The organism is Actinorugispora endophytica (assembly GCF_004363075.1).
GTDB lineage: Bacteria > Actinomycetota > Actinomycetes > Streptosporangiales > Streptosporangiaceae > Actinorugispora > Actinorugispora endophytica.
The window spans coordinates 18,771-32,453 of sequence record NZ_SNYN01000008.1; the positions used below are offsets into that span (position 1 = coordinate 18,771).

Consider the following 13,683-nt stretch of genomic DNA (forward strand, 5'->3'; position numbering starts at 1 on the left):
GCGCTCACGACTCCACTGTCCGTCTCCCCGCTGGTCGTGGCCTTTCCGGGGTCCCAACCGCCTCCGAGACCCCGGAAAGGCCACGATCGCCGGGGAGGCCGCCGCGGGTCAGAGCGCGTCCACCCGGACCGTGGCGCTCTCCCCGAAGATCCAGTAGTGCCACAGCGAGGCGGTCTCACGGGTGATGTACCACAGCTGGGTCTCGCGCTCCAGGACCGCGGGCCCCGAGCGCGCGGGCGAGGTCGCGGCCTCGATCCCGAAGCCCTCGGCCATCTCCCGCGAGCGCAGCGAGTGCCAGGGGTCGCTGACGATCACCGCGGTGGTCCAGCCCCGCTCCCGGAACGCCAGGGAGACCAGTTCCAGGCTCTCCAGGGTGTCGCTGCCCTCGCCGATGGCGACGATCCGCTCGGAGGGGACGCCCTCCTGCTCCAGCCACCGGCCGCCGCTGCCGCCCTCGGTGAAGTTGTCGCCCGGCTGGTTGCCGCCGACCGTGACGATGGCGGGGGCCACCCCCTCCTCGTAGAGGTCGGCGGCGTGCCGCAGCCTGGCCTCGAAGACGGGCGAGGGCTGGCCGTTGTACTGGCTGGCGCCCAGCACGACGATCGCGTCGGAGGAGGGGCGCTGGTCCTGCCGGGCGGTGAACCAGACCCAGCCCCAGGTGGCGACGGGAATCATGACGATCACCACCAGGACCAGCGCGGCGATCCCGGCGATCCGCGGACCGCGGCGGCGCCGGGGACGGACCGGGCGCCGCATGGTTCGGGTGCTCGACGCGTCCGCGTCGTCCGCGTCGTCCGCGTCGCCGAGGTCGTCCCGGCCGCCGCCGTCCGCGCGGTCGTCCCCGCCGAGCGGTTCGGGGCGCGGGTTCCCCGGGCCCGGGTCGCGCCGTCCGGGGGCCGGGGGCCGCTGCCGGACGAAGGTCTGCGGGTGCGCGCCGTCCTGCCGCCGGACGAAGGTCTGGGCGTGCCCGTCGTCGGTCCGCCCGGCGCCGTCCCCGTCGTCGTCCCGGACGGACCGCGCGCCCTCCCCCGGTTCGGCGGGCGCGCGCGTGAAGACCCGCGTCGCCTCGTCCCGCTCGTTCCCGCCGTGCGGATCGTCCGCGGGTCCTCCACCGGTCGTGCGCACCTTCACCCCCTGGCCGAGCACGGAGACGGAACGGTCGTCGCCCTGGTGCCCGTGGCACATCGAGTAGGGGCCGGGCCTCCTCGGCCCGGCGGGGGTCGACCGGCCTCGGCCGCGTACCGTGCCGCCCACGCTGCCTCGGCCAGGGAGCGGCGAGGCGCTCCCGCCGCGCGCTCCCGATGACAATGCTAGGAGAAAGCCACGGCCTTAACAGCCACTATGCCCCTCATCGGCCGATAACGGAGACCGGGCCCGGGCGGCTCACCCGGGCCCGGCCGTCCGCGGCGGACCTCCCCGCGAGGGCCGCGCGCCTCAGCGCCCGGCCGCCCTCCCCGCCTCGAGGCGGGCGACGGGTACTCGGAACGGGGAGCAGGACACGTAGTCCAGTCCCGCCTGGTGGAAGAAGCGCACCGAGGCCGGGTCGCCGCCGTGCTCGCCGCAGACGCCCAGCTTGATGCCCGGGCGCGCGGCCCGGCCCTCCTCGACCGCGATCCTGATCAGCCGCCCCACCCCGTCGACGTCCAGGGACTCGAACGGGGAGACCCCGAACACTCCCTTCTCCAGGTAGTTGGAGAAGAAGGACGCCTCCACGTCGTCGCGCGAGAAGCCCCACACGGTCTGGGTGAGGTCGTTGGTGCCGAAGGAGAAGAACTCGGCGCTCTCGGCGATCTGCCCGGCGGTCAGCGCCGCCCGCGGCAGCTCGATCATGGTGCCGACCGGGTAGTCGAGGTCGAAGCCGCTCTCCTCGCCGACCTCGCGCAGCACCCGGACCGACTCGTCCCGGATGATCTCCAGCTCCTGGACGGTGCCGACCAGCGGGATCATGATCTCCGGGCGGGGGCGCCCCCCGGCCCGGATCCGCTCCGCGGCGGCCTGGGCGATCGCGCGCACCTGCATGGTGAACAGGCCCGGGACCACGAGGCCCAGGCGTACTCCGCGCAGGCCCAGCATCGGGTTCTGCTCGTGCAGGCGGTGCACGGCCTGGAGCAGGCGGAGGTCGCCCTCGTGCTTCTCGCCGCGCGCCTCGGCCACCGCCACGCGCACCGACAGCTCGGTGATGTCGGGCAGGAACTCGTGCAGCGGCGGGTCCAGCAGGCGTACGGTGACGGGCAGGCCGTCCATGGCCGCGAAGATGCCGACGAAGTCCTCGCGCTGCATCGGCAGCAGCGCGGCCAGGGACTCCTCGCGCTCCTTGTCGGTGTCGGCGAGGATGAGCCGCTCCACGAGGGACCGGCGGTCGCCGAGGAACATGTGCTCGGTGCGGCACAGCCCGATGCCCTGGGCGCCCATGCGACGGGCGCGGGCGGCGTCCTCGGGGGTGTCGGCGTTGGCCCGCACGTTCATCCGGCGCGCGGCGTCGGCGTACTGCATGAACCGGTGCACCGCGCGCACCAGGTCGTCGGCCTGGTCCGAGGCGGGGTCGATCTCCCCGTCGAAGTAGCGCACGACCGGCGACGCCACGACCGGGACCTCGCCGAGGAAGACCTCGCCGCTGGTGCCGTCGATGGAGATGACGTCGCCCTCCTCGATGATCCGGCCGCCGGGGGCGACCAGGCGGCGGTTCTTGGTGTCCACGTCGAGTTCCTCGGCGCCGCACACGCAGGTCTTGCCCATGCCGCGGGCCACCACGGCGGCGTGCGAGGTCTTGCCGCCGCGGCTGGTGAGGATGCCCTCGGCGGCGATCATGCCCTCGAGGTCGTCGGGGTTGGTCTCTCGGCGGCACAGGATGACGCTCTCGCCGCTGCGGGACCACTTGATGGCGGTGTAGGAGTCGAACACCGCGCGGCCCACCGCCGCGCCCGGGGACGCGTTCATGCCGCGGCCCAGGCGGTCTCGGTCCGCGGCGTGGTCGAAGCGGGGGAACATGAGCTGGGCGAGCTGGTCGCCGGTGACCCGGCCCACGGCCTCGTCCAGGGTGATCAGGCCCTGGTCGACGAGCTGGTTGGCGATCCGGAAGGCCGCGGCGGCGGTGCGCTTGCCCACGCGGGTCTGCAGCATCCACAGCTTGCCGCGCTCGATCGTGAACTCGATGTCGCACAGGTCCCGGTAGTGCGTCTCGAGCGTCTCCATGATGGCCAGGAGCTCGGCGTAGCACTTGGCGTCGACCCGCTCCAGGTCGGCGAGCGGGACGGTGTTGCGGATACCGGCGACGACGTCCTCGCCCTGGGCGTTCTGCAGGTAGTCGCCGTAGACGCCCTGCTGGCCCGAGGCCGGGTCGCGGGTGAAGGCGACGCCGGTGCCCGAGTCCATGCCGAGGTTGCCGAAGACCATGGAACAGACGTTGACCGCGGTGCCCAGGTCGGTGGGGATGCGCTCCTGGCGGCGGTACAGGACGGCGCGGGGCGCGTTCCAGGAGTCGAAGACGGCCTTGATGGCGAGCCGCATCTGCTCGCGCGGATCGGTGGGGAACTCGGTGCCGGTCGCCTCGTGCACGATGCTCTTGAAGGTCTCGACGATCGCCTTGAGGTCGTCGGCGTCGAGGTCGAGGTCGCTGGTGACGCCCTTGCGCGACTTGGTCTCGTCGATGGCGTCCTCGAACAGCTCGCCCTCGATGCCCAGCACGGTCTTGCCGAACATCTGGACCAGGCGGCGGTAGGAGTCCCAGGCGAACCGGTCGTTCCCGGCCTGGGCGGCCAGGCCCTTGACCGACTCGTCGTTGAGGCCGATGTTCAGGACGGTCTCCATCATGCCCGGCATGGAGAACTTGGCGCCCGAGCGCACGCTCACGAGCAGCGGGTCGTCGGCCTGGCCCAGGCGCTTGCCCATCCTCTCCTCCAGCGCCGCCAGCTTCTGGTCGATCTCCGCGTCCAGCCCCGCGGGCACGGACCCGTGCTCCAGGTAGTGCCGGCACGCCTCGGTGGTGATGGTGAACCCGGGCGGGACCGGGAGTCCGAGGTTGGTCATCTCAGCGAGGTTCGCACCCTTGCCACCGAGGAGGTCCTTGAGGTCTTTGTTCCCCTCGGCGAATTCGAAGACGTACTGGGGCACGGGAACTCCTTTTCACGGCCGGTTGACCTGAGGTGGGCGCGACTCTACCCGACGTCGCACGGGAACTTCCGTAACTAGCCTTCAATTCTAGCGTTTATGCAGGTCAGAGACATGTAGTTGGACTAGACCATTGGTAGAGTCGATTTGGCCGGAAACCACCCGGTTCACACGCCCGGAGCCCTTCGGGACGACGATGAAAGCGCAGCTCACTGCGGAGGCGCGGGAGAAGCCGAGCGCGACTCGAAAAAATTGGTCCACTACGCCACGCGGAGGACCGAAGTGTGCCGATCGCCACATCTCTACCGGCAAGTAACCTACGCTACCGTAGGTTAGAGTCCGAGGGACCAGGTCGGCACCGCGCAGGCGCGCCCGGCCGCCGACGTGACGGAGAAGAACGTGTCAGTGGACCAGACCGGCAGGACACCGCGGGACGAGGAGCCCCGCGACTCGGACGGGAGCGGGGAGGGCCCGCTCGGCAGGGCCGGAGCCGCGGCCTCGGACCTGTTCGAGGCGGTCAAACCCCGGCTGCGCGGCTGGCTTCACCTGGGCACCGCCCCGCTGGCGCTGGCGGCCGGGATCGTCCTGGTCTGCCTGGCGCCCACCGGCCTGTCCAGGCTCGCCAGCGCGATCTACGCGGCCAGCGCGGTCCTGCTGTTCAGCACCTCGGCCGTGTACCACGTGGGCCGCTGGTCCACGAGGGCGGTGGCGGTCCTGCGCCGGATGGACCACTCGAACATCTACCTGATCATCGCCGGGACCTACACGCCGTTCGTGCTCCTGGTGCTCGACGGCTCCCTGCGCGTCGCGATGACCGCGCTGATCTGGGGCGGCGCGTTCGCCGGGGTGCTGTTCAAGATGTTCTGGCTGAACGCGCCACGCTGGCTGTCCACCGCGCTGTACCTGGCCATCGGCTGGGTCGCGGTGCTGTTCGTCCCCCAGCTCGTCGGCGGCACCCACCCCGCCACCTGGATCCTCATCCTGGTCGGCGGCGTGCTGTACAGCCTGGGCGCGGTCGTCTACGGCCTCAAGCGGCCCGACCCCGCGCCGCGGTGGTTCGGCTTCCACGAGATCTTCCACTCGCTCACCATCGCGGCCTTCGTCTGCCACTACATCGCCGTGTCCTTCGTCGTCTACACGACGGGGTGAACCGCGCCGCCGACCGCTTCGGCGGGGTGAGTCACGATTCGCTCACATGGTCGGACTCCAGGTGCGAAAGGCCCCGGGGACGCCCGTCCCGCCCACCGGCCTCTCGGTAGGTTGGGCGGTGTCCCGGCCGACCGTGTGCGGTGGGCCGGACCCACGGTGAGGCGGCCGGAAACCACATCCCCCCGGGTACGGCCGCCTCATCGGACACCCCTGGCACGCGGGAGGCCCCCGCGCGGGGCGGATTCAACGGGTCCGCGCGGGGGCCTCCTCGCACCTCCGGGGTCAGCAGCCGGGCAGCCGCTCCCACAGGTAGTGCTCGACCTGGTCCAGGGAGACGCGCTCCTGGTTCATGGAGTCGCGCTCGCGGACGGTCACGGCGTCGTCCTCGAGGGTGTCGAAGTCGACCGTGACGCAGAACGGGGTGCCGATCTCGTCCTGGCGGCGGTAGCGGCGGCCGATCGCCCCCGCGTCGTCGAACTCCACGTTCCAGCGCCTGCGCAGCGCCGCCGCGAGGTCGCGGGCCTTGGGCGAGAGGTCGGTGTTGCGCGACAGCGGCAGCACCGCGGCCTTGACCGGGGCCAGGCGCGGGTCCAGGCGCATGACGGCGCGCTTCTCCAGCTTGCCCTTGGCGTTGGGCGCCTCGTCCTCGGAGTAGGCGTCCAGCATGAACGTGAGCAGCGCCCGGTCCACACCCGCGGCGGGCTCGATGACGTAGGGGATGTACCGCTCGTTGCTCTCCTGGTCGAAGAAGGACAGGTCGGTGCCGGACTTCTCCGAGTGCGTCCTGAGGTCGTAGTCCGTGCGGTTGGCGACGCCCTCCAGCTCGCCCCACTCGCTGCCGACGAAGTCGAAGCGGTACTCGATGTCGACGGTCCGCTTGGAGTAGTGCGACAGCTTCTCCTGCGGGTGCTCGTACAGCCGCAGGTTGTCCTTGTTGATGCCGAGGTCGACGTACCACTGCAGGCGGGTGTCGATCCAGTACTGGTGCCACTCCTCGTCCGAGCCGGGCTTGACGAAGAACTCCATCTCCATCTGCTCGAACTCGCGCGTGCGGAAGATGAAGTTGCCCGGGGTGATCTCGTTGCGGAAGGACTTGCCGATCTGGCCGATGCCGAACGGGATCTTGCGGCGCGCCGACTGCTCCACGTGCTTGTAGTTGATGAAGATGCCCTGCGCGGTCTCGGGCCGCAGGAAGGCCAGCCCGCTCTCGTCCTGGACCGGGCCGAGGTAGGTGCGCAGCAGGCCGTTGAACATCTTCGGCTCGGTGAAGGAGTTCTTGGCGCCGCAGTTGGGGCAGTTGAGGTCGGCCAGGCCGCCCGCGGGCTCCCTGCCGTGCTTCTCCTCGTACGCCTCGACGAGGTGGTCGGCGCGGAAGCGCTTGTGGCAGGACTGGCACTCGGTGAGCGGGTCCACGAAGGCGGTGATGTGGCCCGAGGCCTCCCAGACCTCCCGGGCCAGGATGACGCTGGAGTCGAGGCCGACGATGTCCTCGCGCTCCTGGACCATCGAACGCCACCACTGGCGCTTGACGTTGTTCTTCAGCTCCACGCCCAGCGGCCCGTAGTCCCAGGAGGCGCGCAGGCCTCCGTAGATCTCACTGGACGGGTAGACCAGACCCCGGCGCTTCGCGAGATTGACCAGGGTGTCCATTGCCTCTGACTTTGCGGCCATGGTTGTTTGACTCTCCATCCGGCTGGCGGTCGGCGGATCGCGGAAGGGCGCGATGCTCGATGGGAAATGCGGAACGCCAAGCGTATTGGACTTCGGGGCGTGTACACGCACCAAGGGCGATACGCCTGCTTTCCGGCGTGCTGTCCCGTTTGACGATACGCGCGGGCCGCCGCCGCGGCGACCCCTTTCCCACCCTGCGGCGGGTTCACCCGGTGACGGGCTCCTGGCGGGAGAGCACCTCGAAGGCGCTGGCCTCGTCCCTGGCCGTGGCCAGCAGCGGGACCGCGGCGACCTTGACGTCGAAGTTCGACAGCGCCCGGCGGTAGAAGCCCGGGCCGTCCCACTCGGTGACGACCGTCCACAGCCCCGGCTCGTCGACGGCGCGCGCCACCGACCCCCTCCGGTAGCCGGGCCTGCGGGCCAGCGCGTCCAGCGCGGTGGCCGCGCCGGCCGCGAAGTCGTCGGAGTCCTCGGGCGCGACGGCGTGTCTGGTGATGACGATCACCCGCCCATGCTGCCACGCCCGCGCCCCCGGCGGGACACGGGGGGAGGCCCCCGCGCGGGCTCTCCTTAAGTAGGCTGCCGACTACCGTGTCGCCCTGACCGCATGGAGGAAGCCGGGTGTCCCCTGACCGCCACGAGCCCGAGCGGAAGAACCGTCCACTGCCGGAAGGGGGCTCGTTCTTCACGCCCGGCGCGTCACCGCTGCGCAGAGCGGTCGAGCGGCGCAGCGCGGTCCCGCTGGTGGTGCTGCACAACGCGCCGCGGTGGGTGCTGCCCGTCGGGATGGTCGGCGTGCTCTTCGCCGGACTGCTGCTCGCCGGGATCGCCGGCGCGCTGCTTCTGGCGCTCCTGGCCGCGTTCATCGGCTGGCTGGCGTTCCTGGCCTGGCCCCGGCTGCGGCGCCCGGAGCGGGCGACGCGGTGCGTGGTGGTGGCGACCCTGCTCGGGCTCGGAGTACTGCAGAGCGGGGTATTTTGACAATCATTTTCGTTCTCGTCAAACTGTAAGGGTGTTACCACAAGCCTCACCTGCCGAAACCTCCTCCCCGCTGGCCTTCTCCGTACGCGACGCCGTTGTGGAGTACGACCGCAGGCCCGTGCTGCGCGGCGTCTCCCTCGACGTCCGCCAGGGCGAGGTCGTCGCCGTCCTGGGCGCCAACGGGTCGGGCAAGTCCACCCTGCTGCGCGCGATGCTGGGCCTGGTCCCGCTCGCCGGGGGAGAGGTCTCGGTGAGGGGCGTGCCGCTGCGGCGGTTCCGCGACTGGGGCCGGATCGGATACGTGCCCCAGCGCCTGTCCGCGGGCGGCGGGGTCCCCTCCACCGTGCGCGAGGTCGTGACCTCCGGCCGGATCAACCGCCTGCGCCGGTTCCTGCCGCCCTCGGCCGCGGACCGCGCGGCCGTCGACGACGCGCTGGCCTCGGTGGGGCTGGGCGACCGCGCCGGGGACTCCGTGCACGAGCTGTCCGGCGGGCAGCAGCAGCGCGTGCTGATCGCCCGCGCCCTCGCGGGCGGGCCCGACGTCTTCGTCATGGACGAGCCCATGGCCGGGGTCGACGCCGCCAACCAGCAGGCCCTGGCCCGGACCATCGAGGGACTGTCGAACCGGGGCGCCACCGTCGTCCTGGTGCTGCACGAGCTCGGCCCGCTGGAACCGCTGATCCGGCGCTCCGTCACCCTGGACCACGGCGTGATCGCGCACGACGGGGCGCCCCCGCGGCCCGAAGGCGACTGCGCCCGGCCCGGCCACGACCACGTCCACCCGCACGCCGACGCCGACCGGACCCCGGCGGCCGTTCCGGTCATCGAGGTTTCCCGCCGTGATTGAGCTGCTCCAGTACGACTTCATGGTCCGCGCGCTGATCGCCGCCGCGCTGGTCGGGCTCGCCGCCCCCGTCATCGGCGTCTTCATCGTGCAGCGCCGCCTGGCACTGCTGGGCGATGGCATCGGGCACGTCGCGCTGACCGGCGTGGGCCTGGGCTTCCTCACCGGCAACTCCCCCGTGCTGACCGCGCTGGTCGTGGCGGTCGTCGGGGCGGTCCTGATCGAACTGGTGCGGGTGCACACCCGCACCAGCGGTGACCTCGCCCTGGCGCTGCTGTTCTACGGCGGCATCGCGGGCGGCGTGTTCCTGACCGGGCTGGCCCCCGGCGCCAGCACCGCCACCCTCACCAGCTTCCTGTTCGGCTCGGTCAGCACCGTGGACCAGCAGGACGTGTACGTGGTGGCCGTCCTGGCCGCGGCCGTGCTGGCCGTGCTGGCCTACTTCGGACGCGAGCTGTTCGTGCTCTGCCAGGACGAGGAGGTGGCCCGCGCGCACGGGCTCCCGGTCCGCTTCCTCGGCATGGTGATCGCGGTGGTCGCCGCGGTCACCGTGGTGATCGCGATGCGGGTCGTCGGGGCGCTGCTGGTCAGCGCGCTGATGGTGGTCCCGGTGGCGGCGGCCCAGCAGCTCACCCGCAGTTTCCGGGTCACCACGGGGCTGGCCATGCTGATCGGCGTGCTGTCCGCGCTGACGGGGCTGTCCGCGGCGTTCTACACCGACACCGCTCCGGGGTCCTCCATCGTGCTGATCGCGATCGCGGTGTTCGCGGTGGCCTCGGGGGCCGGGGCCGTGCTGCGGGCCCGACGGGGCAGGCGTTCCGGCGCCGGCCGGGACGCGCGCGCGGAACCGATGGCGGATACCATTTCCGCGACAGATCCGGGGAGCATATCGACATGAGCACACGTCGCGAGACGGTCCGCCAGGCGCTGAACGAGAGCACCGGCTTTCGCAGCGCCCAGGACCTGTACGCAGCCCTGCGCGCCGAGGGGTCCAAGATCGGCCTGACCACGGTCTACCGGGCGCTCCAGGCTCTGAGCGACTCCGGCGAGGTCGACGTCCTGAGAACCGACGACGGCGAGGCCGTCTACCGAGCCTGCGCCACCGACACCCATCACCACCACCTGGTCTGCCGCAGCTGCGGCAAGGCCGTGGAGGTCGAGGGCCCCGCGGTGGAGAGCTGGGCGGACGACCTGGCCGCCCAGCACGGCTTCGTCGACCTCACGCACACGCTGGAGTTGTTCGGCACCTGCGCCGACTGCGCGGCCGCCGCCCGGCGGTAGCCCGGCGCGCCCTCACACCGGAGGGGCGCCCGGTGACCTGGTCGCCGGGCGCCCCTCCCCTGTTCATCCCAGCCGTTCGAGGTTGGGCCGCTTGGGGCCGAGCCCGTCACCGGAGGAGCGGCCGGTCAGGCGGCGGTGGATCCACGGCATCAGGAACTCCCGCGCCCAGAGCAGGTCCTCCTGGCGGGCCGCCCGCCAGTCGACCCGCCGGTCCTCCGGCCACGGCTCGCTCCAGTCGCCCTCGACCGGCGCCCCCACGACCTCGCACACCTTCAGCGCGAGCCGGGCGTGCCCCTCGGGGGACAGGTGCAGCCGGTCCCAGTTCCAGGCCCTGCGGTCCTGGAGGACCCGCATGCTCCACAGGTCCACGACGTGGCAGCCGTGGCGGTCGGCGATCCCGCGCAGATGCATGTTGTAGGTCGCGATCCTGCCGCGCAGGTGCCGCATGACCGGCTGGAACCCGGTGTCGAAACCGGTGAAGACGATCACCTCGGAACCGGTGGCGCGCAGCCTCCGCACGCCGGCCTCGAATTCCTCCGCGAGCGCGTCGGGGTCGGCCCCCGGGCGGATCAGGTCGTTGCCGCCCGCGCAGACGGTGACCAGGTCGGGGCGCAGCTCCACCGCGCGGGGCAGCTGCTCGGTGAGGATCTGGCGCAGCAGCTTGCCGCGCACCGCGAGGTTGGCGTAGCGCACCTCCTCCGCGTGGTCCACCAGGTGCTGGGCGAACCGGTCCGCCCAGCCCCGGTAGCGGCCCTGCGGGAAGCCGGCGCTGTCCGGATAGGGATCGCTGAGGCCCTCCGTGAAACTGTCGCCGAGTGCCACGTAGGAGATGATGTCCTGCCCGATCTGAAAGCCGCTCATGGTAGACGAGCATGCAACGCGGGTCCATGGTTACGCGACAGTAGGTTGGCGAATCGTCCGTTTTTGTAACCGGGGTCACGCCCGAGGCGAGCGGGGCCTCCCCGGGACGTGATCCGTCGCACACGCCGTGCCGGGCTTTCCGAAACGCCGCGTCGGGCGGTCGGGTGCCCCCTCCGTGCCGGAGACGGCCTGCCGGGGCTCGCGCCGCTTCGATGGCCGAGCGTCCCGCGCAGCCGACGAGAAGCTCAGCGGCCGGACGGGTAGCTCTCCAGATCGGGGCGCTTGGCCGTGACCGAGTCGCCGGAGGAGCGGCCGGTCAGGCGGCGGACCACCCACGGCCCCAGGAACTCCCGCGCCCAGCGGGCGTCGGCGCTCCTGGCCTGGCGCCAGGCCACCGGGGCGGCCTCGGGCCAGGGCTCGTCCCAGCGCTCCTCCGTGGGCACGCCCAGCACCTCGCACACTCCCAGCGCGAGCCTGCGGTGCCCCTCGGGGGACATGTGCAGCCGGTCGGCGTCCCAGGCGCGCGCGTCGGCCAGCACCGGCATGGACCACTGGTCGACCAGGTGGCAGCCGTACCGGTCCGCGATGGAGCGGATGTTCAGGTAGTACCGGGCGAACGGCCCGATGAGCCCGCTCATGTACCCGCGCGAGATGTTGACACCGGTGAACAGCACCACCTCGGCCCCCGCCTCGCGCAGCCGCCGCACCCCGATCTCCAGGACGCGCGCCAGGCGGTCCGGGTCCCCGCCGGGGCGCAGCAGGTCGTTGCCGCCGGCGCTGAACGTCGCCAGGTCCGGCCGGAGCTCCACCGCGCGCGGCAGCTGCTCGGTCATGACCTGGCGCAGCAGCTTGCCGCGCACCGCGAGGTTGGCGTAGCGCACCTCCCCCGCGTGGCCCGCCAGGTGCCCGGCGAACCGGTCCGCCCAGCCGCGCGCGCCGCCGTCCGGGTACCAGTCGCCGACGCCCTCGGTGAAGCTGTCGCCGATCGCCACGTAGTCGACCCGCTCGCCCTCGCCGAGCGGGCTCATCGGGGCGCCTCCCCGGGAGCGGGGTGGGCGGCCGACGGCTCCACCGGGTTGGGCACCGCGCCGCCGTAGCGGCGGTCCCGGCTGGCGAAGATCTCGCAGGCGTGCCAGAAGTGGCGGCGGTCGAAGTCCGGCCAGAGCGTGTCCAGGAAGACGAACTCCGCGTAGGCGGACTGCCAGAGCAGGAAGTTGGAGAAGCGCTGCTCGCCCGAGGAGCGCACGAAGAGGTCGACCTCGGGGATGTCCGGCTTGTACAGGTACTTGGCGAGCGTGGCCTCGGTGATCCGGTCGGGCTTGAGCCGGCCGGCGGCCACGTCGCGCGCCATCTCCGCGGCGGCGTCCGCGATCTCCGCCCGCCCCCCGTAGTTCACGCAGAACTGCAGGGTGAGCCGGGTGTTGTCCTTGGTCATCTCCTCGGCGTCGGTGAGCTCGCTGATGACGCTCTTCCACAGCCGCCCGGGCCGCCCCGCCCAGCGCACCCGCACCCCGCGCGCGTTCAGCTCGTCGCGGCGGCGGCGGATCACCTCGCGGTTGAAGCCCATGAGGAAGCGCACCTCCTCGGGCGAGCGCTTCCAGTTCTCGGTGGAGAAGGCGTAGGCGGACAGGTAGGGCACGCCCAGTTCCAGCGCGCCCTCGATCACGTCGAACAGGGACGCCTCTCCGGCCTTGTGCCCCTCTGTGCGGGGCAGCCCCCGCTGTTTGGCCCAGCGCCCGTTGCCGTCCATGACGACGGCCACGTGCTTGGGGACGAGCTCCTTGGGCAGCTCGGGTGCCCGGGCGCCGCTGGGGTGCGGCGCCGGCGGGACCGGGGCCCGCCGGTCGGACTTGGACGAGAAGGCGTTGTACAGGCTCACGCACGCTCCACAAGGCGCAAAGATCGGATTCCGTTCTCCAGGTGCCACTGGAGGTAGGCGGCCACCAGGCCGCTGCACTGGCCGCGGTCGCGTTCGGTGCTGGCGTCGGCGTGCTCCCAGTCGCCGCGCAGCAGCGCCAGCATCAGCGCGACCACGGCGGGCGCCGGTGTCGCCGAGCCCGCGGGACGGCACACCGTGCACACCATGCCCCCGGCGTGCACCGCGAAGTTGCGGTGCGTCCCCTGCGAACCGCAGCGGGCACATTCTTCCAGCGCCGGAGCGTACCCCGCGACGGCGAGGGAGCGCAGCATGTAGGCGTCCAGCACCAGGCGGGGGTCGTGCCCGCCTCCGGCGAGCGTGCGCAGGCCGCCCAGCAGCAGCAGGAACTGGCGCAGCGCCGGGTCCTTCTCCACGATCACGATCTTCTCGGCGGTCTCCAGCATCGCCGTCCCGGCCGTGTAGCGCGGGTAGTCGGCGACCAGGGGGCCGCCGTAGGCGTGCAGGGTGTCGGCCTGGGTGACGATGTCCAGCGTCCTGCCGGTGTGCAGCTGGAGGTCGACGTGGCTGAACGGCTCCAGCCGCGCGCCGAAACGGGACTTGGTGCGCCGGACGCCCTTGCCGACCGCGCGGACCAGCCCGGTGCGCCGGGTCAGCAGGGTCACGATGCGGTCGGCCTCTCCCAGCTTCTGGGTGCGAAGGACGATTCCCTCGTCGCGGTAGAGGCTCACCCCCCCATTGTCGCCGATGCGGTCCGCTCAGGCGACCGCGGCGGTTCCCATTTCCCCGCACCCCCAACCAACAGGGATGTTTCACCCAGATAACACTTTTCCCCTTACTTTGGTCTACGATCTCCCGCCAACAGGAGTTTCCGCACCATCGAACGGAGGTAGGGCGAATGCCACACGATGCT

The 13,683-nt window shown here is 71.8% G+C and carries 13 protein-coding genes; 5 read left to right on the forward strand and 8 right to left on the reverse strand.

Translation table 11 applies throughout. From position 1 onward, the window contains the following. Positions 1-108: 108 nt before the first annotated feature. Positions 109-1,254, reverse strand: coding sequence for a YdcF family protein (locus tag EV190_RS12430; protein ID WP_243742538.1), 1,146 nt, complete (start codon positions 1,252-1,254; stop codon positions 109-111). Positions 1,255-1,434: 180 nt separating this feature from the next. Further along, positions 1,435-4,110 carry a pyruvate, phosphate dikinase gene (ppdK, locus tag EV190_RS12435; RefSeq protein WP_133741696.1) on the reverse strand — a complete coding sequence of 892 codons (2,676 nt, stop codon included), beginning with the start codon at positions 4,108-4,110 and terminating at the stop codon, positions 1,435-1,437. 396 nt (positions 4,111-4,506) lie between these two features. Here ppdK and trhA point away from each other — a divergent pair, with 396 nt between their 5' ends. Then, entirely contained in the window at positions 4,507-5,256 is a 750-nt protein-coding gene (trhA, locus tag EV190_RS12440) for a PAQR family membrane homeostasis protein TrhA (RefSeq protein WP_394345521.1), read from the forward strand. Between the two features lie 282 nt (positions 5,257-5,538). Here trhA and EV190_RS12445 read toward each other — a convergent pair whose 3' ends face one another. Beyond that, the gene (locus EV190_RS12445) at positions 5,539-6,927 is read right to left on the reverse strand and encodes a glycine--tRNA ligase (RefSeq protein ID WP_208113161.1); all 1,389 of its coding nucleotides are present in this window, start codon (positions 6,925-6,927) and stop codon (positions 5,539-5,541) included. Positions 6,928-7,132: 205 nt separating this feature from the next. Further along, positions 7,133-7,432 carry an antibiotic biosynthesis monooxygenase family protein gene (locus EV190_RS12450; protein ID WP_133741699.1) on the reverse strand — a complete coding sequence of 100 codons (300 nt, stop codon included), beginning with the start codon at positions 7,430-7,432 and terminating at the stop codon, positions 7,133-7,135. A gap of 116 nt (positions 7,433-7,548) precedes the next feature. On the opposite strand from EV190_RS12450, the gene EV190_RS12455 reads away from it, so the two are divergent. The 4 genes from EV190_RS12455 to EV190_RS12470 are packed head-to-tail and all read left to right on the forward strand — an operon-like array spanning position 7,549 to position 10,033. After that, complete coding sequence (locus EV190_RS12455; RefSeq protein WP_133741700.1) at positions 7,549-7,908, forward strand: DUF6703 family protein; 360 nt, start codon at positions 7,549-7,551, stop codon at positions 7,906-7,908. Between the two features lie 31 nt (positions 7,909-7,939). After that, positions 7,940-8,755 carry a metal ABC transporter ATP-binding protein gene (locus tag EV190_RS12460; RefSeq protein WP_133741701.1) on the forward strand — a complete coding sequence of 272 codons (816 nt, stop codon included), beginning with the start codon at positions 7,940-7,942 and terminating at the stop codon, positions 8,753-8,755. Continuing rightward, positions 8,748-9,650, forward strand: coding sequence for a metal ABC transporter permease (locus EV190_RS12465; RefSeq protein ID WP_133741702.1), 903 nt, complete (start codon positions 8,748-8,750; stop codon positions 9,648-9,650). Before EV190_RS12460 ends, EV190_RS12465 begins: the two co-directional genes overlap by 8 nt. Then, positions 9,647-10,033: a Fur family transcriptional regulator gene (locus EV190_RS12470; RefSeq protein WP_133741703.1), complete on the forward strand. Its 387-nt coding sequence runs from the start codon at positions 9,647-9,649 to the stop codon at positions 10,031-10,033. Before EV190_RS12465 ends, EV190_RS12470 begins: the two co-directional genes overlap by 4 nt. Before the next feature lie 63 nt (positions 10,034-10,096). Here the strand turns inward: EV190_RS12470 and EV190_RS12475 are convergent, their stop codons facing one another. The 4 genes from EV190_RS12475 to recO all read right to left on the reverse strand — a co-directional run bounded on the left by EV190_RS12475 (position 10,097) and on the right by recO (position 13,501). Beyond that, positions 10,097-10,894, reverse strand: coding sequence for an SGNH/GDSL hydrolase family protein (locus EV190_RS12475; RefSeq protein ID WP_133741704.1), 798 nt, complete (start codon positions 10,892-10,894; stop codon positions 10,097-10,099). A 245-nt stretch (positions 10,895-11,139) separates the two neighbouring features. Further along, positions 11,140-11,922 carry an SGNH/GDSL hydrolase family protein gene (locus EV190_RS12480; protein ID WP_133741705.1) on the reverse strand — a complete coding sequence of 261 codons (783 nt, stop codon included), beginning with the start codon at positions 11,920-11,922 and terminating at the stop codon, positions 11,140-11,142. Beyond that, the gene (locus EV190_RS12485; protein WP_133741706.1) at positions 11,919-12,773 is read right to left on the reverse strand and encodes an isoprenyl transferase; all 855 of its coding nucleotides are present in this window, start codon (positions 12,771-12,773) and stop codon (positions 11,919-11,921) included. Before EV190_RS12485 ends, EV190_RS12480 begins: the two co-directional genes overlap by 4 nt. Continuing rightward, positions 12,770-13,501 carry a DNA repair protein RecO gene (recO, locus tag EV190_RS12490; RefSeq protein ID WP_133741707.1) on the reverse strand — a complete coding sequence of 244 codons (732 nt, stop codon included), beginning with the start codon at positions 13,499-13,501 and terminating at the stop codon, positions 12,770-12,772. The genes EV190_RS12485 and recO overlap by 4 nt, the downstream gene beginning before the upstream one ends. Positions 13,502-13,683: the final 182 nt, after the last annotated feature.

Excerpts from the sequence above, each read along its gene's own strand:
- EV190_RS12445 (WP_208113161.1), bottom strand. The coding sequence starts at position 6,927 with ATGGCCGCAAAGTCAGAGGCAATGGACACCCTGGTCAATCTCGCGAAG.
- EV190_RS12470 (WP_133741703.1), top strand. The coding sequence starts at position 9,647 with ATGAGCACACGTCGCGAGACGGTCCGCCAGGCGCTGAACGAGAGCACC.
- EV190_RS12475 (WP_133741704.1), bottom strand. The coding sequence starts at position 10,894 with ATGAGCGGCTTTCAGATCGGGCAGGACATCATCTCCTACGTGGCACTC.
- EV190_RS12480 (WP_133741705.1), bottom strand. The coding sequence starts at position 11,922 with ATGAGCCCGCTCGGCGAGGGCGAGCGGGTCGACTACGTGGCGATCGGC.